17 protein-coding genes are annotated in these 20,343 nt (G+C 41.4%); all 17 read left to right on the top strand.

Annotation, left to right across the window (positions count from 1 at the left end; genetic code table 11):
* The first annotated feature begins 4 nt into the window (after window positions 1-4).
* Window positions 5-1,462, top strand: a complete 1,458-nt coding sequence (gene miaB / locus DXB54_RS05950; protein WP_118694563.1) for a tRNA (N6-isopentenyl adenosine(37)-C2)-methylthiotransferase MiaB — start codon at window positions 5-7, stop codon at window positions 1,460-1,462.
* 32 nt (window positions 1,463-1,494) lie between these two features.
* Window positions 1,495-4,131: a DNA mismatch repair protein MutS gene (mutS, locus tag DXB54_RS05945; protein ID WP_021939165.1), complete on the top strand. Its 2,637-nt coding sequence runs from the start codon at window positions 1,495-1,497 to the stop codon at window positions 4,129-4,131.
* Entirely contained in the window at window positions 4,128-6,245 is a 2,118-nt protein-coding gene (gene mutL / locus DXB54_RS05940) for a DNA mismatch repair endonuclease MutL (RefSeq protein ID WP_118694562.1), read from the top strand. The genes mutS and mutL overlap by 4 nt, the downstream gene beginning before the upstream one ends.
* 1 nt (window position 6,246) lies before the next feature.
* Window positions 6,247-7,197, top strand: coding sequence for a tRNA (adenosine(37)-N6)-dimethylallyltransferase MiaA (gene miaA / locus DXB54_RS05935; protein WP_021939167.1), 951 nt, complete (start codon window positions 6,247-6,249; stop codon window positions 7,195-7,197).
* Window positions 7,198-7,245: 48 nt separating this feature from the next.
* On the top strand, window positions 7,246-8,499 hold the full coding sequence (locus DXB54_RS05930; protein ID WP_442872133.1) for a methionine gamma-lyase family protein: 1,254 nt from the start codon (window positions 7,246-7,248) through the stop codon (window positions 8,497-8,499).
* Between the two features lie 61 nt (window positions 8,500-8,560).
* Window positions 8,561-9,256, top strand: a complete 696-nt coding sequence (gene radC / locus DXB54_RS05925) for a RadC family protein (protein ID WP_021939169.1) — start codon at window positions 8,561-8,563, stop codon at window positions 9,254-9,256.
* Window positions 9,253-10,107 carry a rod shape-determining protein MreC gene (gene mreC, locus DXB54_RS05920; protein ID WP_118694560.1) on the top strand — a complete coding sequence of 285 codons (855 nt, stop codon included), beginning with the start codon at window positions 9,253-9,255 and terminating at the stop codon, window positions 10,105-10,107. Before radC ends, mreC begins: the two co-directional genes overlap by 4 nt.
* 28 nt (window positions 10,108-10,135) lie before the next feature.
* The gene (gene mreD, locus DXB54_RS05915; protein WP_021939171.1) at window positions 10,136-10,642 is read left to right on the top strand and encodes a rod shape-determining protein MreD; all 507 of its coding nucleotides are present in this window, start codon (window positions 10,136-10,138) and stop codon (window positions 10,640-10,642) included.
* Between the two features lie 33 nt (window positions 10,643-10,675).
* Window positions 10,676-13,516, top strand: coding sequence for a penicillin-binding transpeptidase domain-containing protein (locus DXB54_RS05910; RefSeq protein WP_021939172.1), 2,841 nt, complete (start codon window positions 10,676-10,678; stop codon window positions 13,514-13,516).
* Between the two features lie 76 nt (window positions 13,517-13,592).
* On the top strand, window positions 13,593-14,255 hold the full coding sequence (locus DXB54_RS05905; protein WP_118694559.1) for a septum site-determining protein MinC: 663 nt from the start codon (window positions 13,593-13,595) through the stop codon (window positions 14,253-14,255).
* Between the two features lie 54 nt (window positions 14,256-14,309).
* On the top strand, window positions 14,310-15,104 hold the full coding sequence (gene minD / locus DXB54_RS05900) for a septum site-determining protein MinD (protein ID WP_118694558.1): 795 nt from the start codon (window positions 14,310-14,312) through the stop codon (window positions 15,102-15,104).
* A 2-nt stretch (window positions 15,105-15,106) separates the two neighbouring features.
* Window positions 15,107-16,261: an FtsW/RodA/SpoVE family cell cycle protein gene (locus DXB54_RS05895; RefSeq protein ID WP_243104763.1), complete on the top strand. Its 1,155-nt coding sequence runs from the start codon at window positions 15,107-15,109 to the stop codon at window positions 16,259-16,261.
* Between the two features lie 46 nt (window positions 16,262-16,307).
* Window positions 16,308-16,703 carry a methylglyoxal synthase gene (locus DXB54_RS05890; RefSeq protein WP_021939176.1) on the top strand — a complete coding sequence of 132 codons (396 nt, stop codon included), beginning with the start codon at window positions 16,308-16,310 and terminating at the stop codon, window positions 16,701-16,703.
* A 21-nt stretch (window positions 16,704-16,724) separates the two neighbouring features.
* On the top strand, window positions 16,725-17,696 hold the full coding sequence (locus DXB54_RS05885) for a D-alanyl-D-alanine carboxypeptidase family protein (RefSeq protein ID WP_118694557.1): 972 nt from the start codon (window positions 16,725-16,727) through the stop codon (window positions 17,694-17,696).
* 24 nt (window positions 17,697-17,720) lie between these two features.
* The gene (locus DXB54_RS05880; RefSeq protein ID WP_021939178.1) at window positions 17,721-18,140 is read left to right on the top strand and encodes a hypothetical protein; all 420 of its coding nucleotides are present in this window, start codon (window positions 17,721-17,723) and stop codon (window positions 18,138-18,140) included.
* Between the two features lie 47 nt (window positions 18,141-18,187).
* Window positions 18,188-19,588, top strand: coding sequence for an HlyD family efflux transporter periplasmic adaptor subunit (locus DXB54_RS11875; protein ID WP_158578197.1), 1,401 nt, complete (start codon window positions 18,188-18,190; stop codon window positions 19,586-19,588).
* 45 nt (window positions 19,589-19,633) lie between these two features.
* Window positions 19,634-20,332, top strand: coding sequence for a YggS family pyridoxal phosphate-dependent enzyme (locus DXB54_RS05870; RefSeq protein ID WP_021939180.1), 699 nt, complete (start codon window positions 19,634-19,636; stop codon window positions 20,330-20,332).
* Window positions 20,333-20,343: the final 11 nt, after the last annotated feature.

The raw sequence follows: 20,343 nt of genomic DNA, 5'->3' as shown, positions 1-20,343 counted from the left end.
AGATATGACCAGTAAGGAAATTATAAACAATTTAGATAAGATTGACATAACGGAGCCGGTTCCTGCGAATGAGCCGGAAAGACAGTATTACTTCATAAAAAAGGCCAAAGAGATCTATAAGCTTAAAAGGGAAGAGGCAGGAAGAGACCTTACCTGTACCATAAAGACCTTTGGCTGTCAGATGAATGTAAGAGACTCAGAGAAGCTTGCAGGAATACTTGAGACCATAGGCTATAAAAGATCCGACAGCGAGGAAGCAGATTTTGTAATATACAACACCTGTACCGTGAGAGAGAATGCCAACCGTAAGGTATATGGACATCTGGGTATCATGAAGCATGAGAAGGAGTCAAATCCCCACATGATGATAGCCCTGTGCGGATGTATGATGCAGGAGCCCCAGGTGGTACAGACCATCAGCGAAAAGTACAAATTCGTTGATATAGTGTTTGGAACCCATAATGTATATAAGCTTGCGGAATTATACTGCAACAGCTTTCATGCAAAGGGCACAGTCATCGATATATGGAAGGACACCAACCTTATTGTGGAGGATCTTCCCACCACAAGGGACAGCAGTTTTAAGTCCGGTGTAAATATCATGTTCGGCTGTAATAATTTCTGTACCTACTGTATCGTTCCTTATGTAAGGGGAAGAGAACGCAGCAGGGAGCCTGAGGATATCATAAACGAGATCAAAAGACTTGCAGATGACGGAGTTGTGGAGATCATGCTCCTGGGTCAGAATGTTAATTCCTACGGCAAGGGACTTAAGGAGAATATAACATTTGCACAATTACTTAAGAGGGTTACTGAGATAGACAAGATAAAAAGAGTCCGATTCATGACATCCCATCCTAAGGATCTGTCAGATGAGCTTATAGAGGTTATGGCTTCTTCGGACAAAGTGTGCAGACATCTTCATCTTCCTGTACAGTCAGGATCAAGCCGTATATTAAAGCAGATGAACCGAAGCTATACAAGGGAGCAGTACCTTACCCTTGTGGATAAGATCAGAAACAGGATACCTGATATAGCACTTACCACCGACATTATCGTAGGCTTCCCGGGAGAGACCGAAGAGGACTTTAATGATACCATGGATATGGTAGAGCAGGTCAGATATGACGCAGCATTTACATTTATCTATTCAAAGAGGACCGGAACCCCGGCAGCTGCCATGACAGATACAAATGACAAGGCTGTGATAAATGAAAGATACCAGAGACTTATAAAGAGGGTACAGGAGATAAGTGCCGAGAAGATAAAAGGACTTACCGGACAGGTTCTTCCTGTGTTGGTTGAGGGAAAGAGCGAGGAAAACGGAAGCCTTCTTACAGGAAGACTTTCAAACAATACCCTTGTACATTTTGTGGGATGTGAATCCCTTATAGGAAAGATAATAGATGTGAAGCTTGTGGAGAGCAAGGGCTTTTATTACATGGGCGAAGCTGTTATCTAAGCGTATAAACTTCAGAAGAGAGGATATAAATAATGGCAGCATTAACACCAATGATGCAACAATATGTGGAGGTGAAAGAGAAATATAAGGACTGTATACTTTTCTACAGGATAGGTGATTTCTATGAAATGTTCTTTGAGGATGCCATAACCGCTTCAAAGGTACTTGAGATAACCCTTACCGGAAAGGATTGCGGTCAGGAGGAAAGGGCACCTATGTGTGGCGTTCCTTACCATGCCTGTGATGTTTATCTCAATAAGCTTATTGAAAATGGATTTAAGGTGGCTATCTGTGAACAGGTGGAGGATCCGAAGCTTGCCAAGGGACTTGTTAAGCGTGATGTTATCCGTGTCGTCACACCGGGTACAAATATGTCCCAGGCTATCCTTGATGAGAATACCAACAACTATCTCATGAGCATATATCTGTCAAAGGATATGTCGGGAGTATCGGTAGTTGACATAACTACAGGCGAATTTAAGACCTGCCGTATCTCATCCATAGCAAAGCTTGCTGATGAGATAAACAAATATTCTCCGTCAGAGATAATCGGCAATGATGATTTCCTTAATGCCCCATTAGACTTTGAGTATATGAAGGATCGTCAGAAGATAGCCATATCGAAGACGCCGGAGCACTATTTCAACCAGAGTATCTGCGAGGATGTTATCTCAAGACAGCTCGGCACCAACAATATGGCAGGTCTCGGACTTTCTGACATGCCTGAATCCATATATTCCACAGGAGCCTTACTCCAGTATCTCCATGAAACCCAGAAAAATTCCCTGGAGCATATAAACAAGCTGGAGATATATTCCATAGATGATTACATGATAATCGACAGCTCCACCAGAAGAAATCTGGAGCTTACAGAAACCTTAAGGGACAAGAACAAAAAAGGCTCACTTTTATGGGTACTTGACAAGACAAAGACAGCCATGGGTGCCCGTCTCTTAAAAAATTACATAGAGCAGCCTCTTATTATGGAGGATGAGATCAATAACAGACTTGACGCCATAGAGGCATTTAACAATGATGTCATAACCCGTGACGAGATCAGGGAATACTTAAATCCAATATACGACATGGAGAGACTTATGACCCGTATCTCCTTAAGAACAGCCAATCCAAGGGATCTTATCGCCTTTAAGTCATCCTTGAAGCTGCTTCCTTTCATAAAGAGACTTGTGGCAGCCTTTGATACCACATTGTTCAAGAAGATGTATGAGGATCTTGATGAACTGACTGACCTCTATGAGCTTCTTGAGTCATCAATCAACGAGGAACCTCCAATTCTTATAAGAGAGGGCGGCATATTCAAAGATGGATATCTTAACGATATAGATGTTCTTAAAAATGCCAAGACCGACGGAAAGACATGGCTTGCGGACCTTGAAGCAAGAGAGCGGGAAAAGACCGGTATCAAAAACCTTAAGGTAAAGTACAACAAGGTATTCGGATATTATTTTGAGGTTACCAACTCCTTTAAGTCTCTTGTGCCGGAGTACTTTATAAGAAAGCAGACCCTGGCAAATGCCGAGAGATATACCTCCAAGGAGCTTGACGAGCTGGCAGGAACCATCATAGGCTCCGAGGACAAGCTTACAGCTCTTGAGTATCAAGAGTATGTGAAGCTTAGGGACAGGCTGGCAGGAGAGCTTGTAAGAGTCCAGAAGACAGCCCATTGTATAGCAGTCCTTGACGTTATGGCATCTCTGTCATATGTGGCAGTTGCCAACAATTACATACGTCCGGAGATATCCACCGACGGAGTTATCGACATTAAGGACGGAAGACATCCTGTAGTTGAGAAGATGACCGCCAATGACATGTTCATTGCAAATGACACCTATCTCAACAACCTTGAAAGCAGGATATCAATAATCACAGGCCCTAACATGGCAGGAAAATCCACCTACATGAGGCAGACAGCACTTATCGTGCTTATGGCACAGATAGGATCATTTGTCCCTGCAAGCCATGCCCATATAGGCATATGCGACAGGATATTTACAAGAGTAGGTGCCTCAGACGATCTGGCCTCCGGTCAGAGTACCTTCATGGTGGAGATGAGCGAGGTGGCAAACATCTTAAGAAACGCCACTAAGAACAGTCTCCTTATCCTTGATGAGATAGGCCGCGGAACCAGTACCTATGACGGATTAAGTATTGCCTGGGCAGTTGTTGAGTACATAAGCAACAGTGAGCTTTTAGGTGCAAAGACCTTATTTGCCACCCATTACCACGAGCTTACAGAGCTTGAGGGCAAGCTTTCTTCTGTGAACAACTACTGTATCGCCGTCAAGGAGGATGGAGATGACATAGTATTCTTAAGGAAGATAATCAAGGGCGGTGCTGACAGAAGCTATGGTATACAGGTTGCCAAGCTGGCAGGAGTTCCGGATATTGTAATAAAGCGTGCAAATGAGATCTGCAACACCCTTATTGACGCAGATATTAATACAAAGATAAAAGATATAAAGGTCAGAAATGATTTTTCTGACAGTAAGAGTAAGAAAAACAATAAAGCAGACGGACAGATGTCATTATTTGCAGATTTTAACGAAAGTGCAATAATACAGGAGATAAAAACCGCAGATCTGGGCAACATGACACCTATGAAGGCTCTGCTTTATCTCAATGAATTACAGGAAAGGCTAAATAAATGATAAATGTTCTTGACCAGATAACCATTGACAAGATCGCAGCCGGCGAGGTAATAGAAAGACCCAGCTCCGTTGTAAAGGAATTAGTTGAAAATTCCATTGACTCGGGAGCCACCGCCATAACCATAGAGATAAAGGACGGCGGAATGTCATTTATCAGGATAACTGACAATGGATCGGGAATAAACAGGGATGAGGTAAGAACCGCCTTCTTAAGGCATGCCACAAGTAAGCTCATAAAGGTGGAAGATCTTCTTGAGCTGTCATCTCTGGGATTTCGAGGTGAAGCATTGTCTTCTATTGCCTCTGTTGGACAGGTGGAGCTTATAACAAAAGAAAAGGACAGCGTGTGCGGAATAAGATACCAGATACACGGCGGCAAGGAAGTTTCCTATGAGGAGATCGGCTGTCCCGATGGTACCACCATCATAGTCAGAAATCTGTTCTATAACACCCCTGCCAGAAAGAAGTTCATGAAGAGTCCCACCACAGAGATGTCATACATATATGACCTTATCTGTCGTATAAGTATGTCCCATCCCGAGATTTCTTTTAAGTTCACTGCAAATAATACCAATAAGCTCTTCACCTCAGGAAACGGAAAGCTTAAGGACATTATATATCACATATACGGAAGAGACATTACCTCAAACCTTATTGATGTAAACAGGAAATTCAACACCCTTGAGATATCAGGTTATATTGCAAAGCCTGCGGTATCCAGAGGGAACCGTTCCTTTGAGGATTATTATGTGAATAACAGGTATGTTAAAAATCCTGTTATAACCAAGGCTATAGAAGACGCCTTCAGGACTTTTGTAATGATACACAAGTTTCCATTCACAGTATTAAACTTCAAGATAGATCCGGCACAGATAGATGTGAACATCCACCCGGCAAAGAGGGAAATGAAGTTCATGAACGAGTCGGACATATACAATTATACCTACGACACCATAAGGGAAGCACTGCTTCACAGAGAGCTTATACCGGAGGTGACACCGGGCAAACAGAAGCCTGCTGAGACCTTAAATCACAGAAATACAGGTTCTGCACCGGAGCCTTTCGAGAAGCAGCGCCGTGAGCAGATAGGCATAAAGCCTGCTGCCGTAAAGGAAGCGGAAAGACCTTACAACATAAAACCTATAATAAAACCTGAGAACAATCCATATGCAAGGATACTTAACCGAGTACCGGATCAACCACAGAATATACCAAACAATCCGGTATCACAGCAGGCACAGACCCAGCAGGCAACACAGCAATCGCAGTCGCAGCCGGTTAATGAAAGCACACCAGCAACATCGGCATTATCAGCAGATCAGGAGAGTATTACAGATAAAGATAATTCTGTAAATGTGAGCCGTATCACAAGTGAGATCACTGTGACCAATACACAGGCGGGTGAAGGCACTGCAACGCAGACCAAAACAACCACCCCTGCAGAGGTTGCAGCCCCTCAGCCACAGGTTCCTGAAAAAGAGAAAAAATACAGCCAGCTTGATATGTTCGGCACAAAAATGCTGTCTGAGGAGGCAAGACCTAAGCACAGACTTATCGGTCAGGTGTTCAAGACCTTCTGGCTTATTGAATATGATAAGAAATTATTTATCATGGATCAGCATGCAGCCCACGAAAAGGTAAAGTTCGAGGAGCTAATGAACAATTACAGGAATAAGAAGGCCATCCCTCAGTATCTTATGCCACCGGCAATAGTTACTCTTACAGCAGACGAGATCACCTTCTTAAACGATAATATGGAATTCTTCGAAAACCTTGGATATACCATTGAGAGCTTCGGAGGAAGAGAGTACAAGCTTTCATCAGTTCCAGCCAACCTGTTCGGCATAGACGGCAGAGAGCTGTTCCTGGAGTTCATCGGTGAATTAAGTGAGAATAACAAAAATTCTACAATAACAGCTTTTATCGCAAAGCTGTCAACAATGGCATGTAAAGCAGCCATAAAGGGAAATACTGAAATCTCCTTCAAGGAAGCCGACGTGCTTATAGACCAGCTTCTTAAGCTTGAAAATCCATACACCTGTCCTCACGGAAGACCTACACTTATCTCCATGACAGAAGCAGAGCTTGAGAAGAAATTCAAGAGGATCGTGTAATATGAGTGAAAAAAAACCTTTGATCATACTTACAGGGCCTACCGCAGTGGGTAAGACAGACCTTTCCCTTTTACTTGCAAAAAAAGTAAACGGAGAGATAATTTCTGCGGACTCCATGCAGGTATACAAAAAAATGGATATAGGAACAGCAAAGATCATGCCGGAGGAAATGGATGGAGTAAGACATCATCTTATAGATATCCTTGACCCCTCTGAGGATTTTAACGTTGTGCTATTTAAGAAATATGCCCTTGCTGCCATGGATGAGATATATTCAAGAAATCATATTCCAATCATTACAGGCGGCACAGGCTTTTATATCCAGGCACTGTTATATGACATTAATTTCGATGAAAATGACGGAGACATGTCCTACAGACATGAGCTTGAAGAACTGGCTTCCGCTTACGGGGTATCAAAGCTCCATGATATGCTTAAGGCTGTCGATCCGGATTCTGCTGCCGCCATCCACGAAAATAACGTAAAGCGTGTGATACGTGCCCTGGAGTTTTATAAAAAGACGGGAAAGCAGATATCAAAGCACAATGAAGAGGAGCGGGCAAGAACCTCCCCTTACAATTTCGCATATTTTGTTCTTAATAACAGCAGAGATGTGCTCTATAACAGGATAGACAGACGTGTGGATATCATGCTGGAAAATGGTCTGGTGGATGAGGTTAAAGCACTCATGGATCAGGGCTACACAAGAGATATGGTTTCCATGCAGGGACTTGGCTATAAGGAGATCATAGATTACCTGTCCGGTGATATCAGCTATGATGAAGCAGTGTACATCTTAAAGAGGGACACCAGACATTTTGCCAAAAGACAGATCACCTGGTTTAAGCGGGAGAGAGATGTTATATGGGTAAATAAAAATGAATTTGCCGATGACAATGCTATACTTTCATATATGGATGATGTATTATTGACACGGCAGATCATAAGATAAAAAGGAAGATTTATAATGAATAAAGAATTATTTGATTTTTATACAAGTATGAATATTGACAAAAAAGTACTTGAATATTGTGATAGCATAGAAGAAAGGCTGACGAAACGCTTCAGGGATATTGATAAGGTGTGTGAGATCAACCAGATCAAGGTCATAAAGGCAATGCAGGATAACAGACTTAACGAGGCTCATTTTGCAGGATCAACAGGCTACGGCTACACTGATGAGGGACGGGATGCCCTGGAGGCAATATATGCTGACGTGTTCCATACAGAGGACGCACTGGTACGTTCCCAGATTGTGTGCGGAACCCATGCCCTTGCCACTGCACTGTTTGGCAACTTAAGACCGGGAGATGAAATCCTTGCACCGGCAGGCAAGCCCTACGATACCTTAGACAGCATCATCGGAATAACTCCTGCCAGAGGTTCCCTTGCAGAGTACGGAGTTAGCTACAGACAGGTTGACCTTCTTCCTGACGGAAGCTTCGACTACGACAATATCAGAAAAGCCATAAATGGCAAGACAAAGCTTGTGGAGATACAGCGTTCAAAGGGTTATGCCGTGAGACCTACCTTCTCCTGCGAGAAAATCGGTGAGCTTATTTCATTTGTGAAGAGTATCAATCCTGACATTATCTGCATGGTAGACAACTGCTACGGCGAATTTGTCCAGACGGTAGAGCCTTCTGACTTCGGTGCAGACATGGTGGTGGGCTCCCTTATTAAAAATCCGGGAGGCGGTCTTGCTCCTATAGGTGGATATATCTGCGGGAAGAAGGAGTATGTGGAGAATGCTTCATACAGGCTTACAACTCCGGGACTTGGTAAGGAGGTAGGTGCTTCCCTTAACAACACAAGGGCATTTGCCCAGGGATTGTTCTTGTCACCTTCTGTCACTGCAAATGCATTAAAGGGTGCTATATTTGCTGCAAACTGCTATGAGGGGCTTGGCTTTAAGTCTGTTCCAAACAGCACAGAGCCACGTTATGACATAATCCAGGCTGTGGAGCTTGGAAACGAGGAGAGAGTGTGTGCCTTCTGCGAGGGCATACAGGCAGCAGCCCCGGTGGACAGCTATGTAACTCCGGTTCCATGGGACATGCCGGGATATGATTCACCGGTAATTATGGCAGCAGGAGCATTTGTCTCAGGCTCGTCCATCGAGTTAAGTGCCGATGCGCCTATAAGAGAGCCTTATGCCGTCTACTTCCAGGGCGGTCTTACTTACCAGCATGCAAAATATGGAATAATTGTGTCTTTACAAAAAATGGTAGAAAAAAACCTTATTGTATGGTAAATTAATTCTTTGAAATATCCGTTATACCCCTGCCTGGAGAAGACGTGCGGAAAGGTATCATATGGATAAATTAACAATTCATGACATGTGTTCAGAGGAGAGACCTTACGAGAAGTGCCGAAATCATGGCGTGGAAACTCTCTCTGACGCAGAGCTGCTTGCCATCTTTTTAAGAACGGGCTGCAGGGAACACAATGTGGTGCAGTTATGCGAACGGCTTCTTAATGCCCATCCTGTACACAAGGGGATAGCAGGTCTTAATTACCTGGATTATAACCTTCTTGTAGCTATACCTGGGATAGGTCCTGTTAAGGCTGTCCAGATAATGTGCATTGCGGAGCTGTCAAAGAGAATGAGCAGAGCCAATCTCAAGCCTTTTATGATATTTGACTCACCGGCAACCATTGCCGATTATTTTATGGAGAGTACCAGGTATCTTGAGAAGGAGTATGTGTATCTGCTTTTATTTGACAGTAAACACAGACTGATAAAGGAAATAACACTTTCCGAGGGGACGGTGAACCAGTCACTGGTATCCTCAAGGGATGTGTATATCGAAGCCTTGAAATATAAGGCTGTATATATTGTTTTATTACATAATCATCCATCAGGAGATCCGGAGCCAAGTGCTGCCGATCTGGAGGTGACAGACAGAATAGAGCAGGCAGGCTGTCTGCTTGAAATTAAGCTGTCCGACCATATAATCCTTGGGAACAGATGTTATGTAAGTTTAGCTGAACGGGGATATATTAAATGAGACGTAGAAAAAAGCCAATAGATGTGCCACCGAAATATATACTTCTGGCACTTACGATTTTATGTGTTATACTGATGGTTGTTTCGCTGTTTTTTGACGGACTTTCATCCTCCCTTAAGGGAATTACAGGTGCTATAATCACACCTATGCAAAAGGGTGTCAACAGCATAGGAACCTATGTTGAGAAGAAGGTTGACGCTTTCAGAAATTATGAGGATGTAGTGGCTGAGAACAACGACCTTAAGGAGCAGCTCCAGTCATACCAGTCAGAGATAAAACAGTATCAGCAGGATTCCTACGAATTAAACCGTCTTAAAAACCTGTATGAGCTTGACTCAAAATATCCTGATTACAAAAAGACTGTCGCCAGGGTCATAGCCAAGGATTCAGGCAACTGGTTTGATGTATTCTATATAGACAAGGGAACTGATGACGGAGTAGTTGTAGGCTGCAACGTATTATTTGGAAATGGTCTCTGCGGTATCGTAACAGATGCGGGGACAGACTATGCACAGATAAGAGCCATCATCGATGACACTTCAAATGTAAATGCCATGGTACTTCCGGCTGAGGCTATATGTGATGTATCAGGAAGCCTTACAAATTACGAGGACGGCTATCTTATTGCAGAGAATATAGACAAGGACGCTGAGATAGAAGAGGGTGACGAGGTTGTGACCTCATATGTGTCAAGCAAGTATCTTGCAGGATTCACCATTGGATATATCTCAAAGATAGAGTATGACTCCAACAATCTCACAAAGAGAGCTTATATAATCCCTGCCACAGACTTCTCCAATATTGAAGAGGTTCTGGTTGTATTGCAGACTAAAAAGAATGTTACCGATTAATAAATTTGCTGATTAGAAGGTGTATCTATTGAAGAGAATAATTGTTCTTGGAATATTGATAATTATATGTTTCGTCCTGCAGACATCCCTTCTTCCTTTAATAGAAATAGCCAATATAAATCCGAACCTGCTGCTTATATTGACGGTATCCTTCGGACTTATGCGCGGAAGAATGGAAGGAATGTTTGTAGGCTTTTTCTGCGGTTTTTTATATGATATCTACTTCGGTTTTATTATCGGGCCTTATATGCTCATCTATATGCTGATAGGCTACTGTAACGGTTTCTTTCACAGGCTGTATCAGGTTGATGACATACTCCTTCCGGTAATAATAATGATATTTGACGATTTCCTGTTTAATTTCTCCACTTATCTTATTTTCTTCCTTATGAGGAACAGGCTGGATTTTGTTAAATATCTTAAACATATCGTTATACCCGATATGTTTTATACCGCTATACTTACTGTCGTTGTATTTAAGTTTTTTGTATTTGTCAACAAAACTCTTAAAAAATTTGAAAAAGGCATGGAGTAATTCAGACTTCATCATTACAGGATGGTGTGGACTATGATCAGAGAAATTCTTATTTATATAAAAGAAAGCATATTTGAACACGTTAAGCACAGATTGTTCTTCGTAAGCTTGCTGTTTATCGTGTTATTTTCTGTTCTTGTGCTGAGACTCTTTAATCTTCAGATCAAGAACGGAAAGAAGTACCAGAATAACTTCACCTACAAGTCGGTAAAGACCGTAACGGTGGAGCCCTCAAGGGGAAATATTTATGACTGTAACGGAAAGCTTATTGCCTACAATGAGTCATCCTACGCTGTTTCCTATGTAAGTGACACAGACCTTACAAGTATCGCCAAGAAGATGGACATGACAGTGAACCAGTTAAGAAACCAGATAGTATATAAAACTATCCTGATACTTGAACAAAACGGAGACTCTCTGTCCGTTGATCTTCCTATCAAGCTCAACGATGACGGCAGCCTTTGCTTCACCATATCGGGAACAACTCTTAACACATTCCTTATGAACGTATATGGTGCAAGCTCCGTTGATTCCCTAACCGACGCCCAGAAGAATTCAACTGCAAAGGATGTATATGATTACATGCGCAGCTCAAAATTATTTGACGTAGATGATGTATATTCTCCTGAGTATGTACTAAAGATTCTGGCAGTAAGATATGAGATATGGCTGAACAGGTATCAACAATACATGTCCGTTGACATCGCCACAGATGTAAGCAAGGAAACCTATGCTGCAATACTCGAAAGCAAGGACGAGCTCTACGGAATGAATGTGAACATTGAATCTCACAGAGTATACAATGACTCCGTTTATTTTGCTCATATAATAGGATATATAGGAAATATCTCGTCAGAGGAAATGGATGAGTATAATAAGAATCTTGATGACAAGAATAAGTACGACATGAGTGATGTGGTAGGAAAAATGGGAATAGAAAAGCAGTTTGAATCCCAACTCAGAGGAACCACTGGGTCCCAGAAGATGTACGTGGACAACATGGGAAAGATTCTTGAGGTTATCGATTCTACTGATGCAGTAGCGGGCAATGACATATATCTTACCATTGACTCGGACCTTCAGAAATACTGCTATAATGCCCTGGAACAGGAGATCTCGAGTATCCTGCTTTCACATCTGAGAAATGAAACATTTGCAGTAAGTGATGATGACATAACCATCATGGATGTATATGCGGCACTGTTTGACAATAACATAATAAGCATTGATAATCTATCTGCTGCTGACGCCAGTGAACTGGAGAGGAGTGTATACCAGTCTTTTAGCACTGCCAAAGCAAATATCCTTAACCAGCTTGACAGTATCCTCAAGGTGAATCATACTCCTGTAAACGGTCTTACAGATGAGTACAAGGATTACATGGAATATATATTCGTAATGTTAAAAAACAAGGGAATATATGACAACACCATAATTCCATCTACAGACAGAACATATATAAACTATGCAGATGAGCTTATATCAGCCTATGATTATCTCAAGTACTGTATAAGCAAGGGTGCCATAGATATCTCCAGTATATCCACCAGCAGTAACTATTACGATACAGATGAGATATATGATGTTCTTGCAGACTATATTCTGGAAGAATTTAAGGATGATACTGATTTCGACAAACTAATATTCAAATACATGTTATTATCTGGTCAGATTACAGGAGCCGATGTAATCGATCTGCTGTATGACCAGGGTATACTGACAGAAAATGGCGATACAGATTACGCTAATTTCAAGAGCGGTCTTGTGGGAAGCTATGATTTTATGTACAACAAGATCAAAAATCTTGAGATTACACCTGCCATGCTTGCACTGGATCCATGTTCAGGATCAATAGTTGTGACCGATCCTGCAACCGGTGAGATCAGAGCTATGGTAAGTTATCCAAGCTATGACAATAACCTGCTTACCAACACCATAGATCCTGATTACTATGCAAAGGTTACAAATGACAAGACAACACCTATGTACAACAGAGCAACCATGCAGAAAACGGCTCCCGGTTCCACCTTTAAGATAATCACCTCTGTCGCAGCTCTTGAAGAAAATCTTGTGACAGCAGATGAGACAATACATGCAACAGGTATATTCGAGAAAACAGAGGATCCCGCCAAGTGTTGGATATATCCTATGGCTCACGGAGATATAGCCATGGCCAGAGCTATAGAGGAATCCTGTAACTATTATTTCTATGAAATGGGCTACAGAATGGGAACCTCAGACACAGGAACCTTCAAAAATACCACCGGTATCAAGATAATACAGAAGTATGCTGAAATGTTCGGTCTTAACACTACATCAGGGATTGAACTTCCTGAAAGTGATCCCCATATTTCAGATTCTGATGCTATACGTTCAGCCATCGGACAGGGTAACCACAACTATACCGCAACCCAGATCGCAAGGTATGTAACTGCCGTTGCAAATGAAGGTACGGTATACAACTTAAGCCTTGTATCTGAAATAAAGAATAATGAAGGGAACTCTGTATATAAAGATGAGCACACAGTATATAACCAGATAGATATTCCGGCCTCTGACTGGAAAACAATAAAACAGGGTATGAGACAGGTTGTATCTGTCCATACAGATAAGGATGCACTTATTAACAAGATAAATGTTGAGGTTGCCGGTAAGACCGGTACTGCACAGGAGGACAAAACAAGACCAAACCACGCCCTGTTTATATCCTTCGCACCATACAGCAATCCTAAGGTATGCGTTACAGCTGTAATACCTAACGGATACTCATCAGGTAATGCAGAGGAGCTTGCCGCCATGGTCTATGCTTATATGTATGATCCTGACGCCCTTGAAAACATGACTGTTACCGGTGACAACCAGATGTCTGACTAATAAGTCCAATACCACAAGGCTACTTACGATAAGCTTTCTTAAGGAAAGAAAGAATATTTTATAGGAGCAGATACCAGTGGATAATCCAGTAAAAATAAAAGCTGATGCCAATGGACTTATAGTACAGCTACCTGGAGAAATGGATTTTCTCCGGATATACAGACTTACCGTTAAACGCTTTACCATGTCAGCGGAACTTTTTTCAAAATGTGGAAACATAAGTATCAGGTTTATCGGAGCGGACCTTAATGAACTTCAAAAAACCTGGCTTATTGATTCGTTAAATTCATTAGATTGTATAAATACACACTTTATACAATACAAATTAAAAAAAGAGCCTGTACCGGTAGAGAGCAAGCTTCCGGAGATAAGGAAGGATACAGCACCTTCGGCTTTATTTGTAACAGAAAGAAAAGATGTCCTTTACTTTCATGGAAATATGTCGGAGGGAGATGTGCTTGAAACCCACAAATCCGTTGTGCTCATAGGAAATGTTGAAGCCGGTGCAAGAGTTACAACCCTGAAAAACATAATTATTGTTGGGGAGCTTAAGGGGCTTGCCATAGCAGGTCTCGACAGAAAAAGAGACAGGTATATCGCAGCCTTAAGTATGAGACCTGAGATAGTCCAGATTGGAAGGTACAGAAGATACGGGGACGGCCGTTACGATCCCTGGGACAGAGCCGCCGTTGCGGTACTTAAAAACGATAAAATATTCTTTAGAGCATTATACACCTGATAAGATCATTAAGGATTGAAAGTATGACTAATGTATTTGAAAGGGTGAAATAATATGTGTGAAGTAATAGTTGTAACCTCCGGAAAGGGCGGTGTAGGAAAGACCACCACCACGGCAAATATGGGAACCGGTCTTGCCATGCTGCGAAACAAAGTTCTGCTTATTGATACAGATATAGGGCTTAGAAATCTGGATGTAGTAATGGGGCTTGAGAATAGAGTTGTATACAACCTGGTGGATGTCATTGAAGGAAACTGCCGTTATAAGCAAGCTTTAATAAAGGACAGATACATACCCGATCTTTTTTTACTGCCCTGTGCCCAGACCAAGGATAAGACAAGCATTATGCCCGAACAGCTTGTAAAATTTGTTGACAATCTGAGAAACGAATTTGACTATATAATCCTTGACTGCCCTGCGGGTATAGAGCAGGGGTTTAAGAATGCCATTGCGCCCGCAGACAGAGCCATAGTGGTAACGACCCCATCAGTATCTGCAATAAGAGATGCAGACCGTGTGGTAGGATTGCTTGAGGCATATGAGATATCCCGTATAGACCTGGTGGTGAACAGAGTACATTTCGATATGATAGAGCACGGAGACATGATGACCGTTGATGATGTAGCCTCCATACTTGCTTTAAACCTTATCGGAGTACTGCCTGATGATGACCAGATCGTCATATCCACCAATACCGGAGAGCCTATTGTAGGTCAGTCCAATTTCTCAGGTATAGAATTTATGAATATAGCAAAAAGGATAATGGGAGAGTCCATAGCATTTGATGATTATTATCTTGCCTCAAGGCGTAACCCGTTTTTCAGATTATTTCGAAGGAAGAATGCATAACAATGAAATTTATACATAACAGAAGAGAAGAAAAATATATGGAAGACAGAAAATACATGCTTAAGAATTATAATTTCAAGCTGCTTTTTCTTGTAATGGCTGCCATAGCCCTCGGCACCCTTACCATATTAAGTGTAGATATTACATACATGACCAAACAGCTTATAGGTGTGGGACTGTGTATAACAGCACTTATAGTTGTCTCCCTTATTGATTATAACTTTATATGCAAATACTATATGATCCTCTATGGTATCAACCTGGTACTGCTCATACTTGTTAAGCTCATAGGCTTTGGTGCAGATACATCCTACGGTGCCAGCAGATGGATATATATCGGAGGTCTGACCCTGCAGCCATCAGAGTTCTCAAAGATCATCATGATAGTCTGTGTTGCAGTGTTCCTGGACAAACATCATGACGAGCTAAACACCTTTAAATGCCTTATGAAGCTTGCGGCATTTATTGCAGTTCCTGCAGCCCTGATATTTATTGAACCAGACCTTTCAACCACATTATGTCTTCTGTTTACACTGTTTATAGTTATATTTGTAGGAGGCTTAAGCCTTAAGCTTATTGGTATCATGGTACTGATATTAGTTCCTTCACTGGCAGGATTTTTATGGTATATTCAGCAGGATAACCTGCCTCAGTTTCTTAACGACTACATGATAAACCGTATCCTCGGGCATCTGTACGGAAGTGAATATGGTTCATCCACAGATCAGCAGGATAACTCGGTAATGGCCATAGGTTCTGGACAGCTTACCGGCAAAGGCTTCAACAATACCGATGCCGCCACTGTTAAGGATACAAATCTTATTTCAGAGCAGCAGACTGACTTCATATTCTCTGCCATAGGAGAAGAGGTTGGTTTCGTGGGAAGTGTTATTATTATTGCAATTTTATTGCTTATAGTGTTACAATGTATAAGGGTTGCTAGGCGTGCCAGCAATCAGAAAGGAATGTACATTGCAACAGGTATAGCATCACTGCTTGCCTTCCAGACATTTATAAATATCGGTGTTGCGACCGCATTACTTCCAAATACCGGTATACCGCTTCCGTTTATCAGCTACGGACTCAGTTCATTGCTTAGTATCTGTATAGGAATCGGGCTGGTAATGAATGTTAATCTACAGAAAAAAAATTATTGATATACAGCAGATTGCTTGATGATACACAGAGAATGAGGAGGTACCTATGAATATTGGTTTAATTGCCCATGATGCCAAGAAAAAACTTATGCAGAACTTTTGTATAGCATATAAAGGTATTCTTAGCAAAAATGAATTGTATGCCACAGGAACAACAGGACGTCTTATAGAGGAGGTTACAAACCTTACCGTCCATAAATATATAGCGGGTCATCTTGGGGGTGAGAAACAGCTCGGTGCCCAGATAGAGAACAATGACATTGATATGGTCATATTCTTAAGGGATCCCCTTCATCCGAAGATGCATGAGCCTGACATAAATAATATCTTCACATTATGTGATACACATAATATCCCCCTTGCCACCAACCTTGCCACTGCAGAGCTTCTTATCCTTGCTCTGGACAGAGGTGATCTTGACTGGCGTGAGTTTTATAAATAATATACCCGGAGAGAACTTGTTATGAAGAATACATCCAAGATAATTACAATATTTTTAGCTGCCGTTTTATGCTTCAGCGGATGTGCCGCACCTGATTATTCTGCTTCAAAGCAGCTTAAGGTGTCTGTCCAGAATGACATGCCTACCTCAGACATCACCATGATGTCCGATAAGTATGCAGTGGTGAAGTATGATTCAGAATTAAATGACAGCAAATACAGCGATACATATTCTACATTACTTATAAATGACACCACCAATACTCCGGAGGTTGTTAAGGATGTCCATAAGCTTATCTACCCTGCCAGCATGACCAAGCTCATGACTGGACTTCTTGTTATAGAGAGCATTGAAGCAGGAACCTTATCTCTTGATGAGGAGGTGACACTTGACCGTACCGTAACCTTCGATGACTGGGGTGCTGTTGCCAGTCCCCTTACCGTGGGCTGCAAGACAACCGTCAAGGATCTTCTCTACGGACTTCTTATATCATCCTACAATGACTGTGCCGTAATCTTAAGCGAGCTTGTAAGCGGAAGTGAATCGGCATTTGTTGAGGCAATGAATACCAGGGCAAAGGAGCTCGGTGCCACCAACACCCACTACAAAAATCCACACGGTCTCCATGATGATGGGCACTACACAACCGCCTATGATCTTTATCTTATATTTAAGGAATTTACATCCCACGATCTTGCATATGTAATTGACTCCACATCATCCTATACCTTCCAGTATAAGGATCCTTCAGGAAACAGTTGCAGCGAGGAGCTTGAGCCTACAAACGGATTTATGACAGGAGAATATCAGCTTCCTTCAGGTTTCTCCATAGGTTCATGGAAATCAGGAACCACCATGCAGGCAGGTCACTGTCTTATCGTGGAATTTGTAAATAACTCTACAGGAGACAAGTTTTTCGCAGTATGCGCCGGAAATGTTGATCGAGATGCACTGTACGGACATATTACTGACTTAATTAAAACATCAAAATAAAAAAGCACTTACGAGGAGGACACTATGTTAGAAATTATTACTGGTGACAAGGGAAAAGGAAAAACAAAGGTTCTTATTGAGAAGGTAAACAATGATGTAAAGGTTGTTGCAGGTTCTGTAGTATTTATTGACAACAACAATAAGCATTTATACGAACTATCCAATCGTGTAAATATGATCAACTGTTCAAACTATAACATTGAAGCTCTTGATATGTTTATTGGATTTATTCTTGGAATAATATCCCAGGATAAGAATATTGAGAAGATCTATATTGATAATTTCACAACTATCGTATATTCAGATAAGACAACTGTGGAAGAAGCTCTTGACAAAGTTAAGGCAATCTCAGACAAATATGAGATTGAATTTGTTATATGCTTTGCCACGGATGTTTCTACAATTCCCGAGAAGTATACAGAAAATATCATTGCAGCTCTGTAATATATGATTTGCGTAATTTTTTAAAATTTTTTAAATGGGAGAGTATTATGGGTGTCCCTATAAAAAGAAAGAAACGTAAAAAGAAACCTATACAGATAGGCTTTGGCTTTTACCTCTTTTCGATCATGTTCGTGTACATGCTGATTCGCATTATAATGTCCGTTAATAATGTGGACACAGGTGTATTTCAGGTTGAAGAGAGCTCTTATGATACTGATTTCAAGAAGACCGGCATTATATTGAGAAATGAAAAACTAAAAACCAGTACAAGCTCAGGTTATGTATGCTATTACATCAGAAACGGTGAGAAGGTATCCAAGAACTCCAATGTGTACTCCATAGATGAGACAGGTTCCATGCATGATGCCCTCTATGAAGCCCAGAACGGAGACGGCTATTCCCTTTCGGAAACCGAGAAGAAGGATATAACCGATCAGATTACCATGTTTAAGGCAGGTTTTTCTGAATCCAACTTCTCTGATGTGTATGACTTTAAAAATAACCTGGACAATAAGGTGCTTGAAATATATGAGGATATGGCTCTTGCCCAGTTGTCAAGTGATAATTCATTTGACAGTACTTTTGCTGCGGTAAAATCCGATATAAGCGGTATTGTTACATATTTTGAGGATGGATTTGAGGACACTACCGTAAATGATCTCACCTCAGAGAGCTTTGATAAGACAGTCTATGAAAAGAAATCCCTTAAGACCGGTGAGATAATCGGTGTAGGTGAACCTGTATATAAGATCATCGACGGTGAGGACTGGCAGATTGTTGTAGAGCTTACCGATGATGAGTATACCAAGATTGAATCCTATGAGAATGATACCTTAAGATTTACAATAGATGATTCGGCGAAGAAATACAGAGCTTCCTATGATCTCGTGTCAAATGATAACGGCAAATTTGTAGTACTTAATATGACAAGGTATCTGGCACAGTATGTATCTGACAGGTACGTTAACGTAAGCTTTTCGTTCAGTGAAACAAAGGGGCTTAAGATTCCTAACTCATCAATACTTACCAAGCAGGTATATATGATTCCTAAGAGCTATCTTACGGCAGGCAAGGGAGATACTGATGAAATATACTTCAACCAGAAGGTTATGACAGACACAGGTGAGATAACCAGTAAGCTTATCTCCCCTACCATATATTATACAGATGACGACTACTGCTATGTGAATCCTGACGATATGGATACGGATGCAGTCCTTATAGAAAATGACACCAATGATACGTTTGCAGTCACTACATGTCAGAGATATGACATGCCCGGTGTATACTGCGTAACCCAGGGAACAGCGTCATTCAGAAGGATAGTAGTTACTGTAAACGGTGATGATTACTCCATAATAGAGGAGGGTACCGCCCATGGAATAGCAGCCTACGACAGGATCGTCCTTGATTATAAGACAGTAGTTGAAAATCAGGTAATATATTGATGACTCTGTACAGGAAAAATCAACAATCCCAAAGGAGATGATAAAATGTTAAAGGACAATATTGCTGTTGTCAGAAAGAACATAGAACTTGCCTGTGAAAGGGCAGGAAGAAATCCTGAAGAGGTAACTCTTATTGCAGTAAGTAAGACAAAACCATTATCCGACATCGAAGAGGTTATCGCCACCACGGATACCCGTGATTTCGGAGAAAACAAGGTCCAGGAAATGGTTGACAAATATGAGAAGGTATCAACGCCTGTAAACTGGCACCTTATAGGACACCTTCAGACAAACAAGGTTAAATACATAGTTGACAAGGCATGTCTCATCCACTCTGTAGATTCCTTTAATCTGGCAAAGACCATTGAAAAGGAAGCAGTCAAAAGAAATGTAACAGCCAACATACTTATTGAAGTAAATGTTGCTGAGGAAGAGACCAAGTTTGGTGTAAGATGTGAAGAAGTCCTTCCGCTTATTGAGCAGATAAAGGATCTGCCTCATGTAAAGGTAAAGGGACTTATGACTATTGCCCCATTTGTGGAAAACCCTGAGGATAATCGTGTTTATTTTAGAACATTAAGGGATTTATCCCTTGACATAGCCTCTAAAAACATTGATAATATCGATATGAGTGTCTTATCAATGGGTATGACAAATGATTATGTTGTTGCGGTGGAGGAAGGTGCAACGCTTGTTAGAGTTGGAACCGGCATATTCGGCGCAAGAAACTATAACTTATCATAAAGGAGATAACA

Origin of the sequence: Coprococcus sp. OM04-5BH, from assembly GCF_003482105.1 — a bacterium.
Lineage (GTDB): Bacteria > Bacillota > Clostridia > Lachnospirales > Lachnospiraceae > Coprococcus.
The sequence above is the reverse complement of the archived record's forward strand: the minus strand, read 5'-3'. Positions and strand labels throughout refer to the sequence as shown.

Coding starts and splice junctions, on each gene's coding strand:
- miaB (WP_118694563.1), top strand. CDS start 5: ATGACCAGTAAGGAAATTATAAACAATTTAGATAAGATTGACATAACG.
- mutS (WP_021939165.1), top strand. CDS start 1,495: ATGGCAGCATTAACACCAATGATGCAACAATATGTGGAGGTGAAAGAG.
- mutL (WP_118694562.1), top strand. CDS start 4,128: ATGATAAATGTTCTTGACCAGATAACCATTGACAAGATCGCAGCCGGC.
- miaA (WP_021939167.1), top strand. CDS start 6,247: ATGAGTGAAAAAAAACCTTTGATCATACTTACAGGGCCTACCGCAGTG.
- DXB54_RS05930 (WP_442872133.1), top strand. CDS start 7,246: ATGAATATTGACAAAAAAGTACTTGAATATTGTGATAGCATAGAAGAA.
- radC (WP_021939169.1), top strand. CDS start 8,561: ATGGATAAATTAACAATTCATGACATGTGTTCAGAGGAGAGACCTTAC.
- mreC (WP_118694560.1), top strand. CDS start 9,253: ATGAGACGTAGAAAAAAGCCAATAGATGTGCCACCGAAATATATACTT.
- DXB54_RS05910 (WP_021939172.1), top strand. CDS start 10,676: ATGATCAGAGAAATTCTTATTTATATAAAAGAAAGCATATTTGAACAC.
- minD (WP_118694558.1), top strand. CDS start 14,310: ATGTGTGAAGTAATAGTTGTAACCTCCGGAAAGGGCGGTGTAGGAAAG.
- DXB54_RS05895 (WP_243104763.1), top strand. CDS start 15,107: ATGAAATTTATACATAACAGAAGAGAAGAAAAATATATGGAAGACAGA.
- DXB54_RS05890 (WP_021939176.1), top strand. CDS start 16,308: ATGAATATTGGTTTAATTGCCCATGATGCCAAGAAAAAACTTATGCAG.
- DXB54_RS05885 (WP_118694557.1), top strand. CDS start 16,725: ATGAAGAATACATCCAAGATAATTACAATATTTTTAGCTGCCGTTTTA.
- DXB54_RS05880 (WP_021939178.1), top strand. CDS start 17,721: ATGTTAGAAATTATTACTGGTGACAAGGGAAAAGGAAAAACAAAGGTT.
- DXB54_RS11875 (WP_158578197.1), top strand. CDS start 18,188: ATGGGTGTCCCTATAAAAAGAAAGAAACGTAAAAAGAAACCTATACAG.
- DXB54_RS05870 (WP_021939180.1), top strand. CDS start 19,634: ATGTTAAAGGACAATATTGCTGTTGTCAGAAAGAACATAGAACTTGCC.